This is a genomic window from Marinomonas sp. 15G6-16, from assembly GCF_055809555.1.
Genome location: NZ_CM147916.1, coordinates 2,389,939 through 2,404,648, shown reverse-complemented (window position 1 = coordinate 2,404,648; position 14,710 = coordinate 2,389,939). Strand labels below are relative to the sequence as shown.

The 14,710-nt window shown below is 42.8% G+C and carries 15 protein-coding genes; 12 read left to right on the top strand and 3 right to left on the bottom strand.

Features of this window, described 5'->3' with window-relative positions:
• The 7 genes from AC0L46_RS11500 to AC0L46_RS11470 are packed head-to-tail and all read left to right on the top strand — an operon-like array spanning position 1 to position 5,724.
• Positions 1-1,254, top strand: coding sequence for a peptidylprolyl isomerase (locus tag AC0L46_RS11500; RefSeq protein WP_473503726.1), 1,254 nt, complete (start codon positions 1-3; stop codon positions 1,252-1,254).
• Positions 1,255-1,265: 11 nt separating this feature from the next.
• Entirely contained in the window at positions 1,266-2,285 is a 1,020-nt protein-coding gene (pdxA, locus tag AC0L46_RS11495) for a 4-hydroxythreonine-4-phosphate dehydrogenase PdxA (protein ID WP_473503724.1), read from the top strand.
• Positions 2,282-3,082 (top strand): 16S rRNA (adenine(1518)-N(6)/adenine(1519)-N(6))-dimethyltransferase RsmA, encoded by an 801-nt coding sequence (gene rsmA, locus AC0L46_RS11490; protein ID WP_473503722.1) that lies wholly within the window; start codon positions 2,282-2,284, stop codon positions 3,080-3,082. The genes pdxA and rsmA overlap by 4 nt, the downstream gene beginning before the upstream one ends.
• The gene (apaG, locus tag AC0L46_RS11485) at positions 3,083-3,457 is read left to right on the top strand and encodes a Co2+/Mg2+ efflux protein ApaG (protein WP_317002845.1); all 375 of its coding nucleotides are present in this window, start codon (positions 3,083-3,085) and stop codon (positions 3,455-3,457) included.
• A gap of 6 nt (positions 3,458-3,463) precedes the next feature.
• A complete protein-coding gene (locus AC0L46_RS11480) occupies positions 3,464-4,291 on the top strand; it encodes a symmetrical bis(5'-nucleosyl)-tetraphosphatase (RefSeq protein WP_473503720.1) in 828 nt (275 codons plus the stop codon).
• Positions 4,288-4,611: a thiosulfate sulfurtransferase GlpE gene (gene glpE, locus AC0L46_RS11475; protein WP_317002843.1), complete on the top strand. Its 324-nt coding sequence runs from the start codon at positions 4,288-4,290 to the stop codon at positions 4,609-4,611. Before AC0L46_RS11480 ends, glpE begins: the two co-directional genes overlap by 4 nt.
• 3 nt (positions 4,612-4,614) lie before the next feature.
• On the top strand, positions 4,615-5,724 hold the full coding sequence (locus AC0L46_RS11470; protein ID WP_473503718.1) for a tRNA nucleotidyltransferase/poly(A) polymerase-related protein: 1,110 nt from the start codon (positions 4,615-4,617) through the stop codon (positions 5,722-5,724).
• Between the two features lie 14 nt (positions 5,725-5,738).
• Here the strand turns inward: AC0L46_RS11470 and folB are convergent, their stop codons facing one another.
• Both folB and tsaD read right to left on the bottom strand, forming a co-directional pair.
• Entirely contained in the window at positions 5,739-6,110 is a 372-nt protein-coding gene (gene folB / locus AC0L46_RS11465) for a dihydroneopterin aldolase (RefSeq protein ID WP_473503716.1), read from the bottom strand.
• 1 nt (position 6,111) lies between these two features.
• Entirely contained in the window at positions 6,112-7,149 is a 1,038-nt protein-coding gene (tsaD, locus tag AC0L46_RS11460) for a tRNA (adenosine(37)-N6)-threonylcarbamoyltransferase complex transferase subunit TsaD (protein WP_473507136.1), read from the bottom strand.
• A 407-nt stretch (positions 7,150-7,556) separates the two neighbouring features.
• Here tsaD and rpsU point away from each other — a divergent pair, with 407 nt between their 5' ends.
• The 5 genes from rpsU to AC0L46_RS11435 all read left to right on the top strand — a co-directional run bounded on the left by rpsU (position 7,557) and on the right by AC0L46_RS11435 (position 13,999).
• On the top strand, positions 7,557-7,772 hold the full coding sequence (gene rpsU / locus AC0L46_RS11455; protein WP_009835737.1) for a 30S ribosomal protein S21: 216 nt from the start codon (positions 7,557-7,559) through the stop codon (positions 7,770-7,772).
• Between the two features lie 143 nt (positions 7,773-7,915).
• Positions 7,916-8,362 carry a GatB/YqeY domain-containing protein gene (locus AC0L46_RS11450; protein WP_414680596.1) on the top strand — a complete coding sequence of 149 codons (447 nt, stop codon included), beginning with the start codon at positions 7,916-7,918 and terminating at the stop codon, positions 8,360-8,362.
• 4 nt (positions 8,363-8,366) lie between these two features.
• A complete protein-coding gene (gene dnaG / locus AC0L46_RS11445) occupies positions 8,367-10,319 on the top strand; it encodes a DNA primase (RefSeq protein ID WP_473503714.1) in 1,953 nt (650 codons plus the stop codon).
• Positions 10,320-10,434: 115 nt separating this feature from the next.
• Positions 10,435-12,270 (top strand): RNA polymerase sigma factor RpoD, encoded by a 1,836-nt coding sequence (rpoD, locus tag AC0L46_RS11440; protein ID WP_473503712.1) that lies wholly within the window; start codon positions 10,435-10,437, stop codon positions 12,268-12,270.
• 325 nt (positions 12,271-12,595) lie between these two features.
• Positions 12,596-13,999: a PhoH family protein gene (locus AC0L46_RS11435; RefSeq protein WP_414680599.1), complete on the top strand. Its 1,404-nt coding sequence runs from the start codon at positions 12,596-12,598 to the stop codon at positions 13,997-13,999.
• A 66-nt stretch (positions 14,000-14,065) separates the two neighbouring features.
• Here the strand turns inward: AC0L46_RS11435 and AC0L46_RS11430 are convergent, their stop codons facing one another.
• Complete coding sequence (locus AC0L46_RS11430; RefSeq protein WP_414680600.1) at positions 14,066-14,692, bottom strand: bifunctional 4-hydroxy-2-oxoglutarate aldolase/2-dehydro-3-deoxy-phosphogluconate aldolase; 627 nt, start codon at positions 14,690-14,692, stop codon at positions 14,066-14,068.
• Positions 14,693-14,710: the final 18 nt, after the last annotated feature.

The window sequence follows — 14,710 nt, the reverse complement described above, 5'->3', positions numbered from 1 at the left end:
ATGAAGTTGTTTTCTTTTTTATTTTTTACAGCCCTAGCAGTGACACCGCTTCAAACACTTAATGCGGCCCAAACCAAAGTTGACGGCATTGCTGCGATTATTGATTCAGCGCCTATTTTAGAAAGCGATATTTCAAACCGTTTTCAAATTGTAAAAGATCGTGTGCCAGGCGGTGTGATGACAGACAATATTCATCGTCAAATCCTCAACCAAATGATTGATGAAGTCTTGCAAGTTAATTACGCTCGCAAAATTGGTATGCGCGCTTCAAGCTCAGATGTTGACCAAGCAATTCTGGGCGTTGCACAAAATATGAATCTAGACCTTCAAGGTTTAAAAAATGTACTTGCCAGCAAAGGCATTAACTTTGCTCGCTACCGAGATCAAATTGAGCAAGAAATCTTAATCAACAACGTTAAACGCGAAATCATTAGAAAGCGTATTTCGATTACAGACCAAGAAATTGATGATTACTTGAGCTCCAACACAAGTATCACCAAAGAAAAAGATCAGGTTCACCTTCGCCACATTATTATTCGAGCGACAGATCCAGATAAAGCCAAGGCAGAAATTCAAGCCATTGCAGAAAATACACGCACTGAAGCCGACTTCATTCAACAAGCCGTTGAAAAATCCGACGGTCAGTTCGCTATTGAAGGCGGTGATTTAGGCTGGCGCCCACTAAATCAATTGCCACCTCTTTTTGTTCGTGCATTAGATTCAGAGGCAGGTCCGCTAATTGGCCCTATAGAAAGTAACGCTGGTTTCCATCTATTGTGGCTAATTGAAAAACGCTCACCATCCGTGACCTTGCAAGAGCAAACAAAAACTCGACATATTCTTGTACGTCCAAATGAAATTCGAGACATGTCTCAGACACAAGTTTTTGCGGATGAGCTGTATAACAAATTAAAAGCTGGCGCAGATTTTAACGAACTTGCGAAAGAATACAGCGAAGACCAAGGTTCGACATTGCAAGGCGGTGATCTAGGTTGGGTAACACCGGGAACCATGGTTCCAGAATTCGAGACCATGATGAACCAAACCAATGTTGGCGATATTAGCAAACCGTTTAGAACTCAATTTGGTTGGCACATTCTGCAAGTTGAAGGTCGAAGAGAAGCCGACATTAGCGATAAAGTAAAACGCCAAAACGCACAACAAGCGCTTACCGCTCAAAAGCAAGACGTTGTATTAAGCAGCTGGTTGGATGAGTTACGCGCTGATGCCTTCATCGATAGAAAATCGAATTGAGAGACAAAAAAATGGTAAGTGATACAACACATTCTCTTCCCATTATCGCCATTACCTCTGGGGAACCAGCAGGTATTGGCCCTGACATTATTATTAGTGCATTAAGCGAGCAAACCTTCCCTGCTCGCTTAATTGTTCTTGCCGATCCCGAATTATTAAGCAATCGAGCCAAAGCGCTTGGCTTAACGCCTAAAATCATTTCGCTTAAAAACGCCAATGAGGCAGCCCCTCACAAGCAAGGTGACATTTCTGTGCTGCCAATACAGCAGGCAAAACAAAGCACAGCAGGCGTTCTTGATATAGCAAATTCTCCCTATGTATTAGAAACACTCAAAGCCGCAGGAGAAGGCTGTATTCGTGGCGAATTTGATGCCATTGTCACACCGCCCGTTCATAAAGGCATTCTATGTGAAACTGGCGTGCATTTTTCTGGCCATACAGAGTTTTTTCAAGCTCAGTGTCAGTCACCCCATGTGGTGATGATGCTTGCCACAGAAGCAATGAAAGTGGCGCTGGTAACTACTCACTTGCCGCTTAAAGATATTTCAGCCGCTATCACTGAGCAAAGTATCAGCTTGGTTGTGAGAGCTTTAAATAAAGACTTGCAAGAGAAGTTTGCTATCAAGCAGCCTAAAATTCTGGTCTGTGGTTTAAACCCTCATGCAGGTGAAGACGGACACTTAGGAATGGAAGAGATTGATATAATCATTCCAACCTTAAACAAGCTACGCCAAGAAGGCTTAGATTTAATTGGCCCCTTACCTGCAGATACCTTATTCACGCCCAAATACTTAGACAATGCAGACTGCGCTTTGGCCATGTATCACGATCAAGGTTTACCTGTGTTAAAATACTCAGGCTTTGGTAACGCTGTAAACATTACATTAGGCTTACCCATCATAAGAACATCCGTCGACCACGGCACAGCAATTGACTTAGCTGGCACAGGCAAAGCAAATAACGGCAGCCTAAAAGTGGCCATTCAACATGCTATTAACATGGCAAATAACGCAAAAAAGTTTTCTAAATGAGCAAACAGCAACCCCATAAAGCGAGAAAAAGATTCGGCCAAAACTTCCTTCATGACCACGGTGTGATCCGTCGTATTGTGGCTTGCATTGGCCCAAAGAAAGGACAACGAATCGTTGAGATTGGCCCAGGTAAAGGTGCCTTAACCGAAGGTATCATCAGTGTTACAGAGCGAATGGATGTTGTTGAGCTTGACCGTGATTTGATCCCAATCCTAAAAGTAAATCTGTTTAAGTTTCCTGAACTAACTGTTCATGAAGCCGATGCGATGAAATTCGACTTCACATCCTTGAAGACAGATGAGCAATCCATTCGTGTTGTTGGTAACTTGCCGTACAACATATCAACACCTCTTATCTTCCATTTGTTGAGTCAAGCAGAAGTGATTGAAGACATGCATTTCATGCTTCAAAAAGAAGTGGTTGACCGCTTAGCAGCGCGCCCAGGTGACAGCCTTTATGGTCGTCTGAGCGTCATGGCGCAGTATTATTGCGCAGTAGAGTCGCTTTTCATTGTTGGGCCAGAGTCATTCGACCCTGCACCAAAAGTAGATTCAGCCATTGTTAGAATGACGCCTCACAAGACATTGCCCTACTCTGTTAGCGATATTAAAAAGCTAGAAGACATGGTTCGCATTGGCTTTCAGCAACGTCGCAAAACCCTACGCAACAACTACAAAGGCGTGCTAGACAATGACGACTTTGCATCACTCAACATTGACCCAAGCCTACGTCCAGAAAGATTGGACATAGAAGACTTTGTACGAATCACCAATCACGTACTGCAAAAGGAAGGGTAAATGGAAAAGTACGATGTCGTGGTGTCAGTACGCACCGAGTATCTTGCAAGCCAGTCAACACCATCCGAGTCTCGATATATTTTTGCTTATCATATATCGATGACAAATTGCGGGACGGAACCAGCCAAACTGACTACTCGCCACTGGATAATCACCAATGGCAATGAACAAGTGCAAGAAATCAAAGGCAGCGGCGTGATTGGAGAATATCCATATCTTCAATCGGGTGAATCATTTCACTACACTAGTGGCACTGTGATGGACACAGTAGTTGGCAGCATGCAAGGCAGTTATCAGTTTGTCGCTGACGACGGTACGGAGTTCGATGCCGTCATTCTTCCATTCACTCTTTCCGTTCCAAATCAGGTTCATTAGGCGATTATGGCAACTTATGCGATAGGAGATATTCAAGGCTGTTTGCCACAACTCGTACAGCTGTTAGAGCAAATAAATTACCAAGCAGAAGAAGACCGTCTTTGGTTCGCTGGTGATTTAGTTAACCGAGGGCCAGCGTCGCTTGAAACGCTGCGCTTTATCAAGTCTCTCGGTGACAGTGCAAAAGTGGTATTAGGCAACCATGATTTACATCTGCTCGCAGTGGCTCATGGTCACGGAGAGCTAAAACGCAAAGACACCTTAGCCGAAATTTTAATGGCCAGCGACCGTGATGAATTAATGAATTGGCTCCGTAATCAGCCTCTTTGCCATTACGACCCTCAACTAAATACCATTATGACTCACGCAGGCATACCACCTTGCTGGGACTTGGATAAAACACTGTCGTTAGCGTCAGAGGTCGAAGAAAAGCTTAAATCCGACACAGTTGATGATTTTTTTGCAGCCATGTATGGTAATACTCCTAGAAAGTGGAGTGATGATTTAACAGGGATGGATCGATTACGAGCCATAACTAACTACTTAACTCGTATGCGTTTTTGTGACGAAAACAGCAAGCTCGATCTAAAGTCAAAAGAGGGTATTAACACCGCAGTAAAAGGTTACGCGCCTTGGTTTAACTACCCAACCCAACTCCCTGAAAACTGCCATATTGTTTTTGGGCATTGGGCTGCCATTGAAGGAATCACTCATCAAGATAACATTCATGCGTTAGACACTGGCTGTGTTTGGGGCGGAAGTTTAACCGCCTTACGCCTAGAAGACAGACAACGCTTTAGCACATCGTGCTCTATTAACCGGAATATTTCATGACCTATACTTGTATCGATATCGCAGACGCTCTTCCTATCATTGAAAACAACGCTATCATCGTCGACATTCGTGACTTAGCAAGCTTTCAAACAAGTCACGTAACCGATGCCATTAGCCTAACAAACGACAACGTTCAAAACTTCATTGATAACACAGACAAGTCAAAACCTGTCATTGTCTGCTGCTACCATGGCAACAGCAGTAAAGGCGCCGCAGAGTACCTTGCTGCAGAAGGCTTCCAAGAAGTGTATTCCTTAAACGGTGGCTTTAGCCAGTGGAGTGCAACTTTTCCAGAGCAATGTGAAATGGGCCAATCGTAAACAATGCCCTCTTATCAAGTCTATCTCGTTGGCGGTGCCGTAAGAGATCAATTACTCAACATCCCAGTTATTGACCGAGACTGGGTTGTTACCGGTGCCACACCAGAGCAGCTTGAACAACAAGGTTATCAACAAGTTGGCAAACAATTTCCTGTTTTCTTAAACCCCACTAATAAAGAAGAATACGCTCTCGCTCGAAGGGAAAAAAAGCAAGGCGCTGGCTACACAGGATTTATATGTGACTTTTCCCCAGACATTAGCTTAGAAGAAGATTTAGAGCGACGAGATCTCACCATCAATGCCATTGCGCAGGATAAAGACGGCTCTCTGATTGACCCATTCAATGGCCAGCAGGATTTAGAAAATCGCATTTTCCGTCATGTATCTGAAGCTTTTGTAGAAGACCCTTTGCGTGTATTACGTGTCGCTCGATTTGCCGCACGCTTTCATCATCTAGGCTTCAAGATTGCACCCGAGACCATGGCGCTGATGCAGACAATCAGCGCTTCTGGCGAGCTTGCTACGTTAAGTGCTGAACGCATCTGGAAAGAGCTAGAAAAAGCATTAAACACGCAATATGCTGATGTTTTTTTTAGCGTTTTAGAAGAGGCAAACGCGCTAGACAAGCTTTTTCCTGAGCTAATTTGGAAAAGTAATTCAGAGCAAAAAAACACACTTAATCAGGTAAAATGGACGCCAACTCAACGCTGGGCGATTCTCTCAAAAAACACCCCCATTGAATCACTAACAGAGTTACATCAGCGTATTCGATGCCCAAATCAATTTAAGACTTTAGCCGAGCAGGTTCGATCTTTTCTTGAGGCACAACAGATTTCAATGGATGCTGAAAATTGGGAAAACTGGCTAATGTCAGTGAATGCCATAAAAAAACCTCAACCATTTATGATATTGATTGAGGTTTTAAGTCATTTAACAGAGTCTAAAATAGAAGACTGGAATACACTTAGAGAAACCATCGCCGCGATCAATGCATCTTCTCTTATGAAACAAGGCTACAGTGGTGCAGAGCTAGGAAAAGCATTAAAGCAATCCAGAATAGAAGCGCTCAAAAGTAAACCTTCACCTCTTACGCTCAAAATACACAACGAGTAAAACCCTAAAGCGATTTACTCTTGGCTTGCTATATTTGCCTGTCTGTAAATTTTCACGCCAACCGCTGATGCTGCCGGAACCGCTCCCGGTTTTCGTAAAGTCAGTAACACACTATTCAACTTAAACTGGGCGATTAACTCTTCCACCAAACGCTCAGCTAAGGTTTCTATTAACTCAAACTGACGATTAGCACAAAATGCCAAAATGAAATTCGAAATGGCTTCATAGTCCAAGGTTTTTGAAAGATCGTCTGTTGCCGCAGGAACACGGTTGTCGTGCTCCATTTCCAAATCAAATACCAAAGTTTGTTGGATTTCCTTTTCCCAATCATAAACTCCGATAACCGCCTGAGCCTGTAAACCTTCGATAAATACTAAATCTTTCATTTTATGACGCCTTTAACGGTGGTAATTCGGATAAAGGCCAGCGAGCACGAATCGACAAATTCAACTCCGAAGACTGTCCATTCAATAATCGTTGAGCGCCAGCATAAGCAATCATAGCGCCATTATCAGTACAAAATTCAGGTCGTGCATAGAATACATTTCCCTTCATTTTTTTCAGCTGACTTTCAAGCTGCTCACGCAAACGTTGGTTGGCACTCACACCGCCAGCAATAATCAGCTGTTTTAATCCTTCTATTTCTAGCGCGCGGCGACACTTAATCACCAAAGTTTCTACTACGGCTGTTTCAAACGCTAAAGCGGCATCCGCTTTAAACTGCTCATCGCAGCGTTCTTCATCTAACGCAGTATGAACAGCCGTCAAAAAGGCCGTTTTCAAACCACTGAAACTAAAATCCAAACCTGGGCGATCCGTCATTGGGCGAGGAAACTTCAACCCAGAATCAGGATTCCCTTGCTTTGCCAGCGCCGCAATTTGCGGACCACCAGGATAAGGCAAACCGATCATTTTAGCGGCTTTATCAAAAGCTTCACCTGCAGCGTCATCTAATGATTGACCTAACAATTTATATTCGCCAATGCCATCAACACGAACCAATTGCGTGTGTCCACCAGAAACAAGTAAGGCGATAAAAGGCATTGCTGGTTGAGTTTCTTCAAGCATTGGAGCCAATAAATGGCCTTCCATGTGATGAACGCCTAAAGCGGGAATTCCCAGAGAATACGCCAATGAGCGACCAATCGTGGCACCCGCCATCAAAGCACCCACTAATCCTGGACCACTGGTATAAGCAACAGCATCAAGCTCAGATTTTTTCAAACCAGCTTCATCCAGTACTTCATCAATCAATGGTAGAGTTTTACGCACATGATCTCGAGATGCCAATTCAGGCACCACACCGCCATATTCAGCATGCTGAGCAATTTGAGAGTATATTTTATGAGCCAATAAACCCTTTTCGGTATCGTAAATCGCGATTCCAGTCTCATCACAAGAGGTTTCTAATCCCAACACTTTCATTGAAGCAATCTCATCAGTCATTTGATGCGCATTGTACCTTATCTGTTGCCTTGGTTGCAGAGCCGAACGTCACTTTAAAGTGAGTAATCGTGAATGAAGTTAGACAATGCAAGCGAGAAGCTTTATAATGCGCGCGTTTTCAATGTTTAAATTAAAAGGCAGGTGATTTTTCTAGTTTGGCACATAGCTTCTGAAGTAAGCAATATGGCGACCCAAACACCACTCTTGAAAAAATATATACAGTTACAGACGCGACCACAGTCTGTCCAGAGTAAGAAAAATCGATCTATTTTAGATCTCACTCTGTTCAACAAAAGCGCGCTTTGAAAACCCACTAAACACGGGTATGATTCACGCCGTTTTTGTGAATACTTAAACTTTAAAAAAACATATTGAAAGGTAAAAACATGCCAGCAGTAAAAGTAAAAGATAACGAACCATTTGACATCGCTCTACGTCGCTTCAAACGCTCTTGTGAAAAAGCAGGCGTTTTGGCTGAAGTTCGTCGTCGTGAATGCTACGAAAAACCAACTACTCTTCGCAAACGTGCAGCAGCTGCTGCTGTTAAGCGTCACGCTAAGAAAGTTTCTCGTGAGCAGAAAAAATTCCAACGTTTGTACTAGGCCAATCTGCCGTTTGGCAATTTGCTAAAAAACAAATGTTTGCCTAGACGCATCTTGTATTTAGGCTTATAAAAACGGCTAGTTAATTAACTAGCCGTTTTTTTTGTTTATATACTCGCCTACTAGAAAATAAAGAGGACCCCATGTCAGAATTAAAAAAGCACATTTCAGATACGCTAAAAACAGCAATGCGCGCGAAAGAAAAGCAACGCGTTACCGTTATTCGCACAATTTTAGCTGAATGCAAAAAAATTGAAGTAGATGAACGTATTGAATTAGACGATGCTCGAGTATTGGCTGTTCTAGATAAAATGAACAAGCAACGTAAAGACTCTAACCAACAGTTTCTTGATGGCGGTCGTGACGACCTTGCTCAAGTTGAGCAAGAAGAAATGGCAATCATCAGCGAATTTTTACCAACACCATTGACTGATGAAGAAGTTGGTGAGATTGTCAAAGCCGCAATAGCAGAAACAGGCGCTAGCTCAATGCAGCAAATGGGCGCGGTAATGGCTATTGTAAAACCTCAAGTACAAGGTCGTGCCGATATGGCGCAAATCAGCAAACAAGTAAAAGCACAACTAGGCTAATTCGATGGCGGGACGCATTCCTGATCAGTTTATTGACGAGCTTTTAGCTCGAACAGACCTAACCGACGTGGTTGCGTCTCGTATTAGCTTAAAAAAAACAGGCCAAAACTACAGCGCCCTCTGCCCCTTTCATAACGAAAAAAGCCCTTCTTTTAGCCTTAATCCAAATAAGCAGTTTTACTACTGCTTTGGTTGTGGTGCTGGCGGCAACGCTATTTCCTTCGTTATGGAACACGATCATTTAGACTTCGTGGACGCGATTGAGGTTCTAGCTAAAGACGCCGGTATGGAAGTACCAAGAGAACAAGGCACACCAGATCGTTACGAACAAAACGCAGAACTCCTGAAACGCTTATCTGAAAGTTCGCAATTTTATCAAGAGCAATTGATAAAACACCCAGATAAGAAAAAAGCCACTGATTACCTTTCAAAAGATCGAGGCTTATCAGGTCAAATAGCCAAGGTGTTTGGTTTAGGCTATGCGCCGCCAGGTTGGGACAATCTTCTAAAACGCATAGGAACGAGAGCCGAAAGCCAAGAGCAATTACTCTTGGGCGGAATGCTGATCGAAAAGAAAGATCAACCAGGCCATTATTATGACCGCTTCCGTGATCGTATTATTTTCCCTATTCGAGACTCTCGTGGCCGAGTCATTGCATTCGGTGGACGAGCTTTTGGGGATGAAAAACCCAAATACCTAAACTCACCTGAAACACCTGTTTTTCAAAAAAGCCAAGAGCTTTATGGATTATTCGAAGCCAAACAAAACACACCTATCTTAGACCAAATCATTGTCGTCGAAGGCTACATGGACGTTATTGTGCTGGCTCAACATGGCATCACAAACGCTGTTGCCACGCTTGGAACCTCGGTCAACAGCCAACATATTCGCAAACTCTTTAAGTTAGTCAGTAAAGTCGTTCTTTGTTTTGATGGCGATAAAGCAGGCCGCTCAGCGGCTATTCGCGGACTAGAAGCCGCCCTTCCCGTCATGCAAGATGAAAAACAAATTCGCTTTTTGTTTTTGCCGGAAGGCGAAGACCCTGATTCATTAGTAAGACAGGAAGGCAAAGACGCCTTTAATAGCAGATTAGAAGATGCCTCTTCTCTTTCTCATGTTTTGTTTGAACATGCTAGAAACCAAGTCACCCTCGGCGACGAAGAAGGCGAAGCTCAGTTTACGCGCAATGCCATGAGCATGATTCAACAAATACCGAAAGAATTGACCTTCCGCTCGGTGCTGATTAGACAGTTAAGCGAACAATCTGGCATTGACAGCGACACACTTGGCAATACGTCTATTCCCAAACAAAGGCACGAACCAAGCAATCAAAACACAAGCCAATACACAGAATCACATGAGCAAATTCCACACATTGGCTATGACGAAGACCATTATGCCCCTGCATACGATGAATATGAAAATCATTCAAACCATGACTATGGCAATACACCCAATCAATATGAAAGTCATAAGAAATCCCCCTTCAAAAAGGGCGGCAAATTTAAAGAGAAAGAGGTTCACTTCCCTCCTGCACCTTCTAGCTTAAGCCGCATAAGACAAGCCTCTATTTGTTTGCTACTTCATCCACACATAGCAAAAGAGGTCGAAATCCCTGACCCTCTGATAAACAAGGCAAATGAAGAACTGCAAATCCTCTGTAAGATTTGGCGTTACTTTCACAAAAAACCTGACAATAACGTCGGTCACTTAATAGGTGAAATAACGGATAATATTTTTATTGCTGAGGTTTATGCGTTACTAAATCATCCAGACGCAGCAATAAAAACGAAGATCCCAAATCCAGAAAAAGAAGTGATTGACACAATTTTGTTTTATGAAAATAAACTTGGCGAAGAGTACTTGAAAAACAAGGGCCCCGCATCCATAGATACAAAGGAAAGCAAGCAAGATATACTCAAACGCATTGAACAGATAAGACAAAAAAAGTCATAATCCCTGCCTAAATTACAGTCAAAAAAAGCAGGATTTTCTGGAAAAAAGTAATCGTTTTTAGTATAATCCGCGGCTTGCTAAACATCTAAATGAATTTCTAACGATAGGTTGTCGAATGCCAGACACTCAACAGTCACGCCTCAAAGAGTTGATCGCCAAGGGTAAAGAACAAGGTTACCTAACTTTTGCTGAAGTTAATGACCACCTCCCTGATGACCTTTCTGACCCGGAGCAAGTTGAAGAAATTATTGCCATGATCAATGACATGGGCATCACAGTTTCTGAAATTGCACCGGATAAAGATAGCCTTCTAATGGAAGAAGGCGATGCCACGGACGAAGCAGCCGCAGAAGAAGCCGCTGCAGCCTTAGCCGCTGTAGAAGGCGACATCACCAGAACAACCGATCCAGTTCGCATGTACATGCGCGAAATGGGAACAGTTGAACTATTAACTCGTGCTGGTGAAATTGCCATTGCAAAACGTATCGAAGAAGGTACGCGTGAAGTGATGGCCGCTATTTCCTACTTCCCAGGCGCAGTTGACGTTTTACTTGATACGTACGCAAAAGTTCAAGAAGAAGAAGGTCGTCTAAGCGACATCTTTAGTGGATTTATCGATGGTGACGGAGAAGAACCTGTCTTTGAAGAGTTAATGACAGAAGAAGTCCCTGTTGAAGAAGACGCTGTCGATACTGACGAAGATGACGATTCAGATGACGAGGAAGAAGAGACTGATAACGGTCCTGATCCTGAAGAAACGGCTTTACGTTTCAATGAAATCTCGCGGATCTACGATGAACTAAAAGTTTTACTAGAAACCAAAGATCGCCAAGATCCTGAAGTAAAAAGTAAGCAAGAAGAACTAAGCATTAGCTTTGCTCCAATCAAATTAGTTCCAAAAATATTTGACGACTTAATTGATCGCGTTCGTTCTCGTATGACTAAAATACGTGACCAAGAACGTTTAATCATGCAAGTTTGTGTGCGCAAGTCAGGCATGCCTAGAACTGAGTTTTTGAAGCGTTTCCCAAGCAACGAAACGAATCCTGATTGGCTAAAAGAGCAAATCTCTTCTGGTGCAGACTATGCTGCCGCTCTAGAAGAAAACGAAGCGGAATTTATGCGTAGCCAGCGTAAACTTCGCGCAGTAACCAAAGAAACAGGCTTAACCATTGCTGAACTGAAAGAGATTAACCGTCGTATTTCGATCGGTGAAACTCGCGCACGTCGTGCGAAGAAAGAAATGGTAGAAGCGAACTTACGTTTGGTTATCTCGATTGCTAAAAAATATACAAACCGTGGCCTACAGTTCTTGGATCTTATTCAAGAAGGTAACATTGGCTTGATGAAAGCGGTCGATAAGTTTGAATATCGTCGCGGCTATAAATTCTCGACTTATGCTACTTGGTGGATTCGTCAGGCGATTACTCGCTCTATCGCCGATCAAGCTCGTACTATCCGTATTCCGGTACATATGATTGAGACAATCAATAAGCTAAATCGTATTTCTCGTCAAATGCTACAAGAAATGGGTCGCGAGGCAACACCTGAAGAGCTAGCTGCTCGAATGGATATGCCAGAAGATAAAATCCGTAAGGTATTGAAAATCGCGAAAGAGCCGATTTCTATGGAAACGCCGATTGGTGATGATGAAGATTCACATCTTGGCGACTTCATCGAAGACGACGGCGCGGAGTCTCCTATCGACATCGCCACTATTGAAGGTTTGCGTGAGTCAACAACTATGGTTCTTTCTGGCCTAACAGCCCGTGAAGCCAAAGTATTGCGCATGCGTTTTGGTATCGATATGAATACTGACCACACTCTTGAAGAAGTGGGTAAGCAGTTTGATGTAACACGTGAGCGTATTCGTCAAATTGAGGCAAAAGCGTTACGTAAATTACGTCACCCAAGCCGCTCAGAACACCTACGAAGCTTCCTTGATGAGTAAGATCTAAGCACTTCAAAAAAACCGCTGCTATAACCAGCGGTTTTTTTATGCCTAAAAAACTAATTAAAACAAGTATAAGCAACAAAACTGTCATACACTCTAATTAGAGTATGGATAAAGACAGTGAGGCTAAGCTTGCTAAAAAACCATAATTTCAAAAAACACATTTCTCACCCGCACCCTTTTATATGGGGAGCAAAGCTCACACTAAAGAATCTATCTTTTACTCTTTATTCTCTCTCACGATCACCCTCAACCAGTACTATTTGTTTCATTCGCTTATTTATTTTCAAACATCTTGCACTCACTTCAGGAGTAATGCTCTATGGAAAAAATATACGTTCTTGATACCAATGTATTGTTACATGACCCTTTAGCAATTTATGCATTTGCGGAACACAAGGTCGTCATTCCTATGACAGTTTTAGAAGAGTTAGACGTCATCAAAGATAGGAGAGACAAAGACGTTAGCCGTGAAGCTCGTGTTGCCATTAATACCATAGACAAAATAGTGGGCGATGCCTCCCCAAAAGCACTTCAAGCAGGTGTTCCTATTCGAGTATTAGACAGCCAAGACACAAACCAAGGAAAAGGCAGCGAGGGAACCTTAGCTATTTTCCCTGACCAACAAATCACACTCACTGACAACATCCCCTTCTTGAATGGCAACCATGACCACGCCAACGATAATCGCATCATAAATGTGGGATTAAGCCTGCAAGCGACGCATCCTAGATCTTCCGTGTGCTTAGTCACAAAAGACATCAATATGCGAATCAAAGCCAAAGGGTCTGGATTAGAGCGCGTAGAAGATTATCGAAAAGATCGTGTATTAGATGACTTAGACTTAATGAGTAAAGGCTACATTCATTTTGATGACAGTTTTTGGTCAACGATCAACAGTGTGAAAACAGAGGCTCATGGACGCCATACAGTGCATGTGATTAGCAAAACCTCTCTACCTAATATTTACCTAAACATGTTTGTTATAGACGATGAAGATTTCATCGGTTTTGTGGTGAATATAGACCAAGAGTTTGTCTACCTTCTCGACATTAATAGACAACACCTTATGAACCAAAACTTCTGGGGAATTCATCCACGCAACCTAGAGCAAGCAATGGCGTTTTATCTTCTCCGTCATGACAATTCAGACTTAATGGTAATGACAGGACCTGCTGGCTCAGGGAAAACCTTGCTAGCACTTGCCTATGGACTGCAAGTAACGATGGAAGAAAAACGCTTCAACAAAATCATTGTGGCCCGCTCTACACCTCCAATGGCAGAAGATATTGGCTTTCTACCTGGCACAGAAGAAGAGAAAATGGCGCCGTGGTTAGCAGCTTTTGATGACAACTTAGAAATACTTCATGGTGCAGACGAGCATTCTTTTAGCAGCATCGATTACGTCAAACAAAAAGCAAACATCCAATTCAAATCCCTAAACTTCATGCGTGGCCGCTCTTTTAACAACGCCTTAATCATTGTCGATGAAGCTCAAGGCCTGACTCAATTCCAATTAAAATCCATTGTTACTCGAATCGGCAGCAATTCAAAAATCATTGTTTTAGGTAACTTGGCACAAATAGACAACAAATACATTACGCCACTTACTTCAGGCCTCACTTATCTCGTGGAGAAATCTAAATCCTTTAAATACGCGAGCATCATGCATGTAAATGGCATAGAACGTAGCCGATTAGCAGAGTTTGCAGAAGAAAACCTCTAGTGCTTTTCGGGCAATAAAAAAGGGAAAGGCGATCGCCTTTCCCTTTTTTTGAGCAGCACTAAAATCTTATTGAGAAACAGATTTTGCCAATGCTGTAATTTCATCCCATTTACCAGCACGCACTAGGTCTGTTGGAACAATCCAAGAACCGCCAACACAAAGCACATTTGGTAGAGCTAGGTATTCACGGAAGTTGTTCTCGCCAATGCCGCCTGTTGGGCAGAATTTAATTTGTGACAACGGACCACCAAATGCTTTCAGCGCTTTAACGCCGCCATTCACTTCAGCTGGGAAAAATTTGAAGTGGTCATAACCATGCTCCATACCCAACAAAATGTCAGAAATCGTTGCAACAGCAGGCAAGTAAGGTACATCGTACTCTTTACCTACTTTCAAAAGATCTGCAGTCATTCCTGGGCTAATGATGAACTGAGAGCCAGCTTCAATCGCTTCTATATATTGAGCACGAGAACAAACCGTACCAGCGCCAACAATCGCTTCAGGCACTTCTTTACGAAGTGCTGTGATTGCTTCTAATGCTACAGGAGTACGTAGTGTCACTTCTAAAACAGGAACACCACCAGCAACAAGCGCTTTACCCAAAGCAACAGCTTGTTCAACATCGTCAACAACAATTACAGGAACTACAGAAGTTGCAGTCATTACCTGTGCTGCAGTATAAGAAGTACTCATTATATTTTCCTTTTTTAT

Coding starts and splice junctions, on each gene's coding strand:
- AC0L46_RS11500 (WP_473503726.1), top strand. CDS start 1: ATGAAGTTGTTTTCTTTTTTATTTTTTACAGCCCTAGCAGTGACACCG.
- pdxA (WP_473503724.1), top strand. CDS start 1,266: ATGGTAAGTGATACAACACATTCTCTTCCCATTATCGCCATTACCTCT.
- rsmA (WP_473503722.1), top strand. CDS start 2,282: ATGAGCAAACAGCAACCCCATAAAGCGAGAAAAAGATTCGGCCAAAAC.
- apaG (WP_317002845.1), top strand. CDS start 3,083: ATGGAAAAGTACGATGTCGTGGTGTCAGTACGCACCGAGTATCTTGCA.
- AC0L46_RS11480 (WP_473503720.1), top strand. CDS start 3,464: ATGGCAACTTATGCGATAGGAGATATTCAAGGCTGTTTGCCACAACTC.
- glpE (WP_317002843.1), top strand. CDS start 4,288: ATGACCTATACTTGTATCGATATCGCAGACGCTCTTCCTATCATTGAA.
- AC0L46_RS11470 (WP_473503718.1), top strand. CDS start 4,615: ATGCCCTCTTATCAAGTCTATCTCGTTGGCGGTGCCGTAAGAGATCAA.
- folB (WP_473503716.1), bottom strand. CDS start 6,110: ATGAAAGATTTAGTATTTATCGAAGGTTTACAGGCTCAGGCGGTTATC.
- tsaD (WP_473507136.1), bottom strand. CDS start 7,149: ATGAAAGTGTTGGGATTAGAAACCTCTTGTGATGAGACTGGAATCGCG.
- rpsU (WP_009835737.1), top strand. CDS start 7,557: ATGCCAGCAGTAAAAGTAAAAGATAACGAACCATTTGACATCGCTCTA.
- AC0L46_RS11450 (WP_414680596.1), top strand. CDS start 7,916: ATGTCAGAATTAAAAAAGCACATTTCAGATACGCTAAAAACAGCAATG.
- dnaG (WP_473503714.1), top strand. CDS start 8,367: ATGGCGGGACGCATTCCTGATCAGTTTATTGACGAGCTTTTAGCTCGA.
- rpoD (WP_473503712.1), top strand. CDS start 10,435: ATGCCAGACACTCAACAGTCACGCCTCAAAGAGTTGATCGCCAAGGGT.
- AC0L46_RS11435 (WP_414680599.1), top strand. CDS start 12,596: ATGGAAAAAATATACGTTCTTGATACCAATGTATTGTTACATGACCCT.
- AC0L46_RS11430 (WP_414680600.1), bottom strand. CDS start 14,692: ATGAGTACTTCTTATACTGCAGCACAGGTAATGACTGCAACTTCTGTA.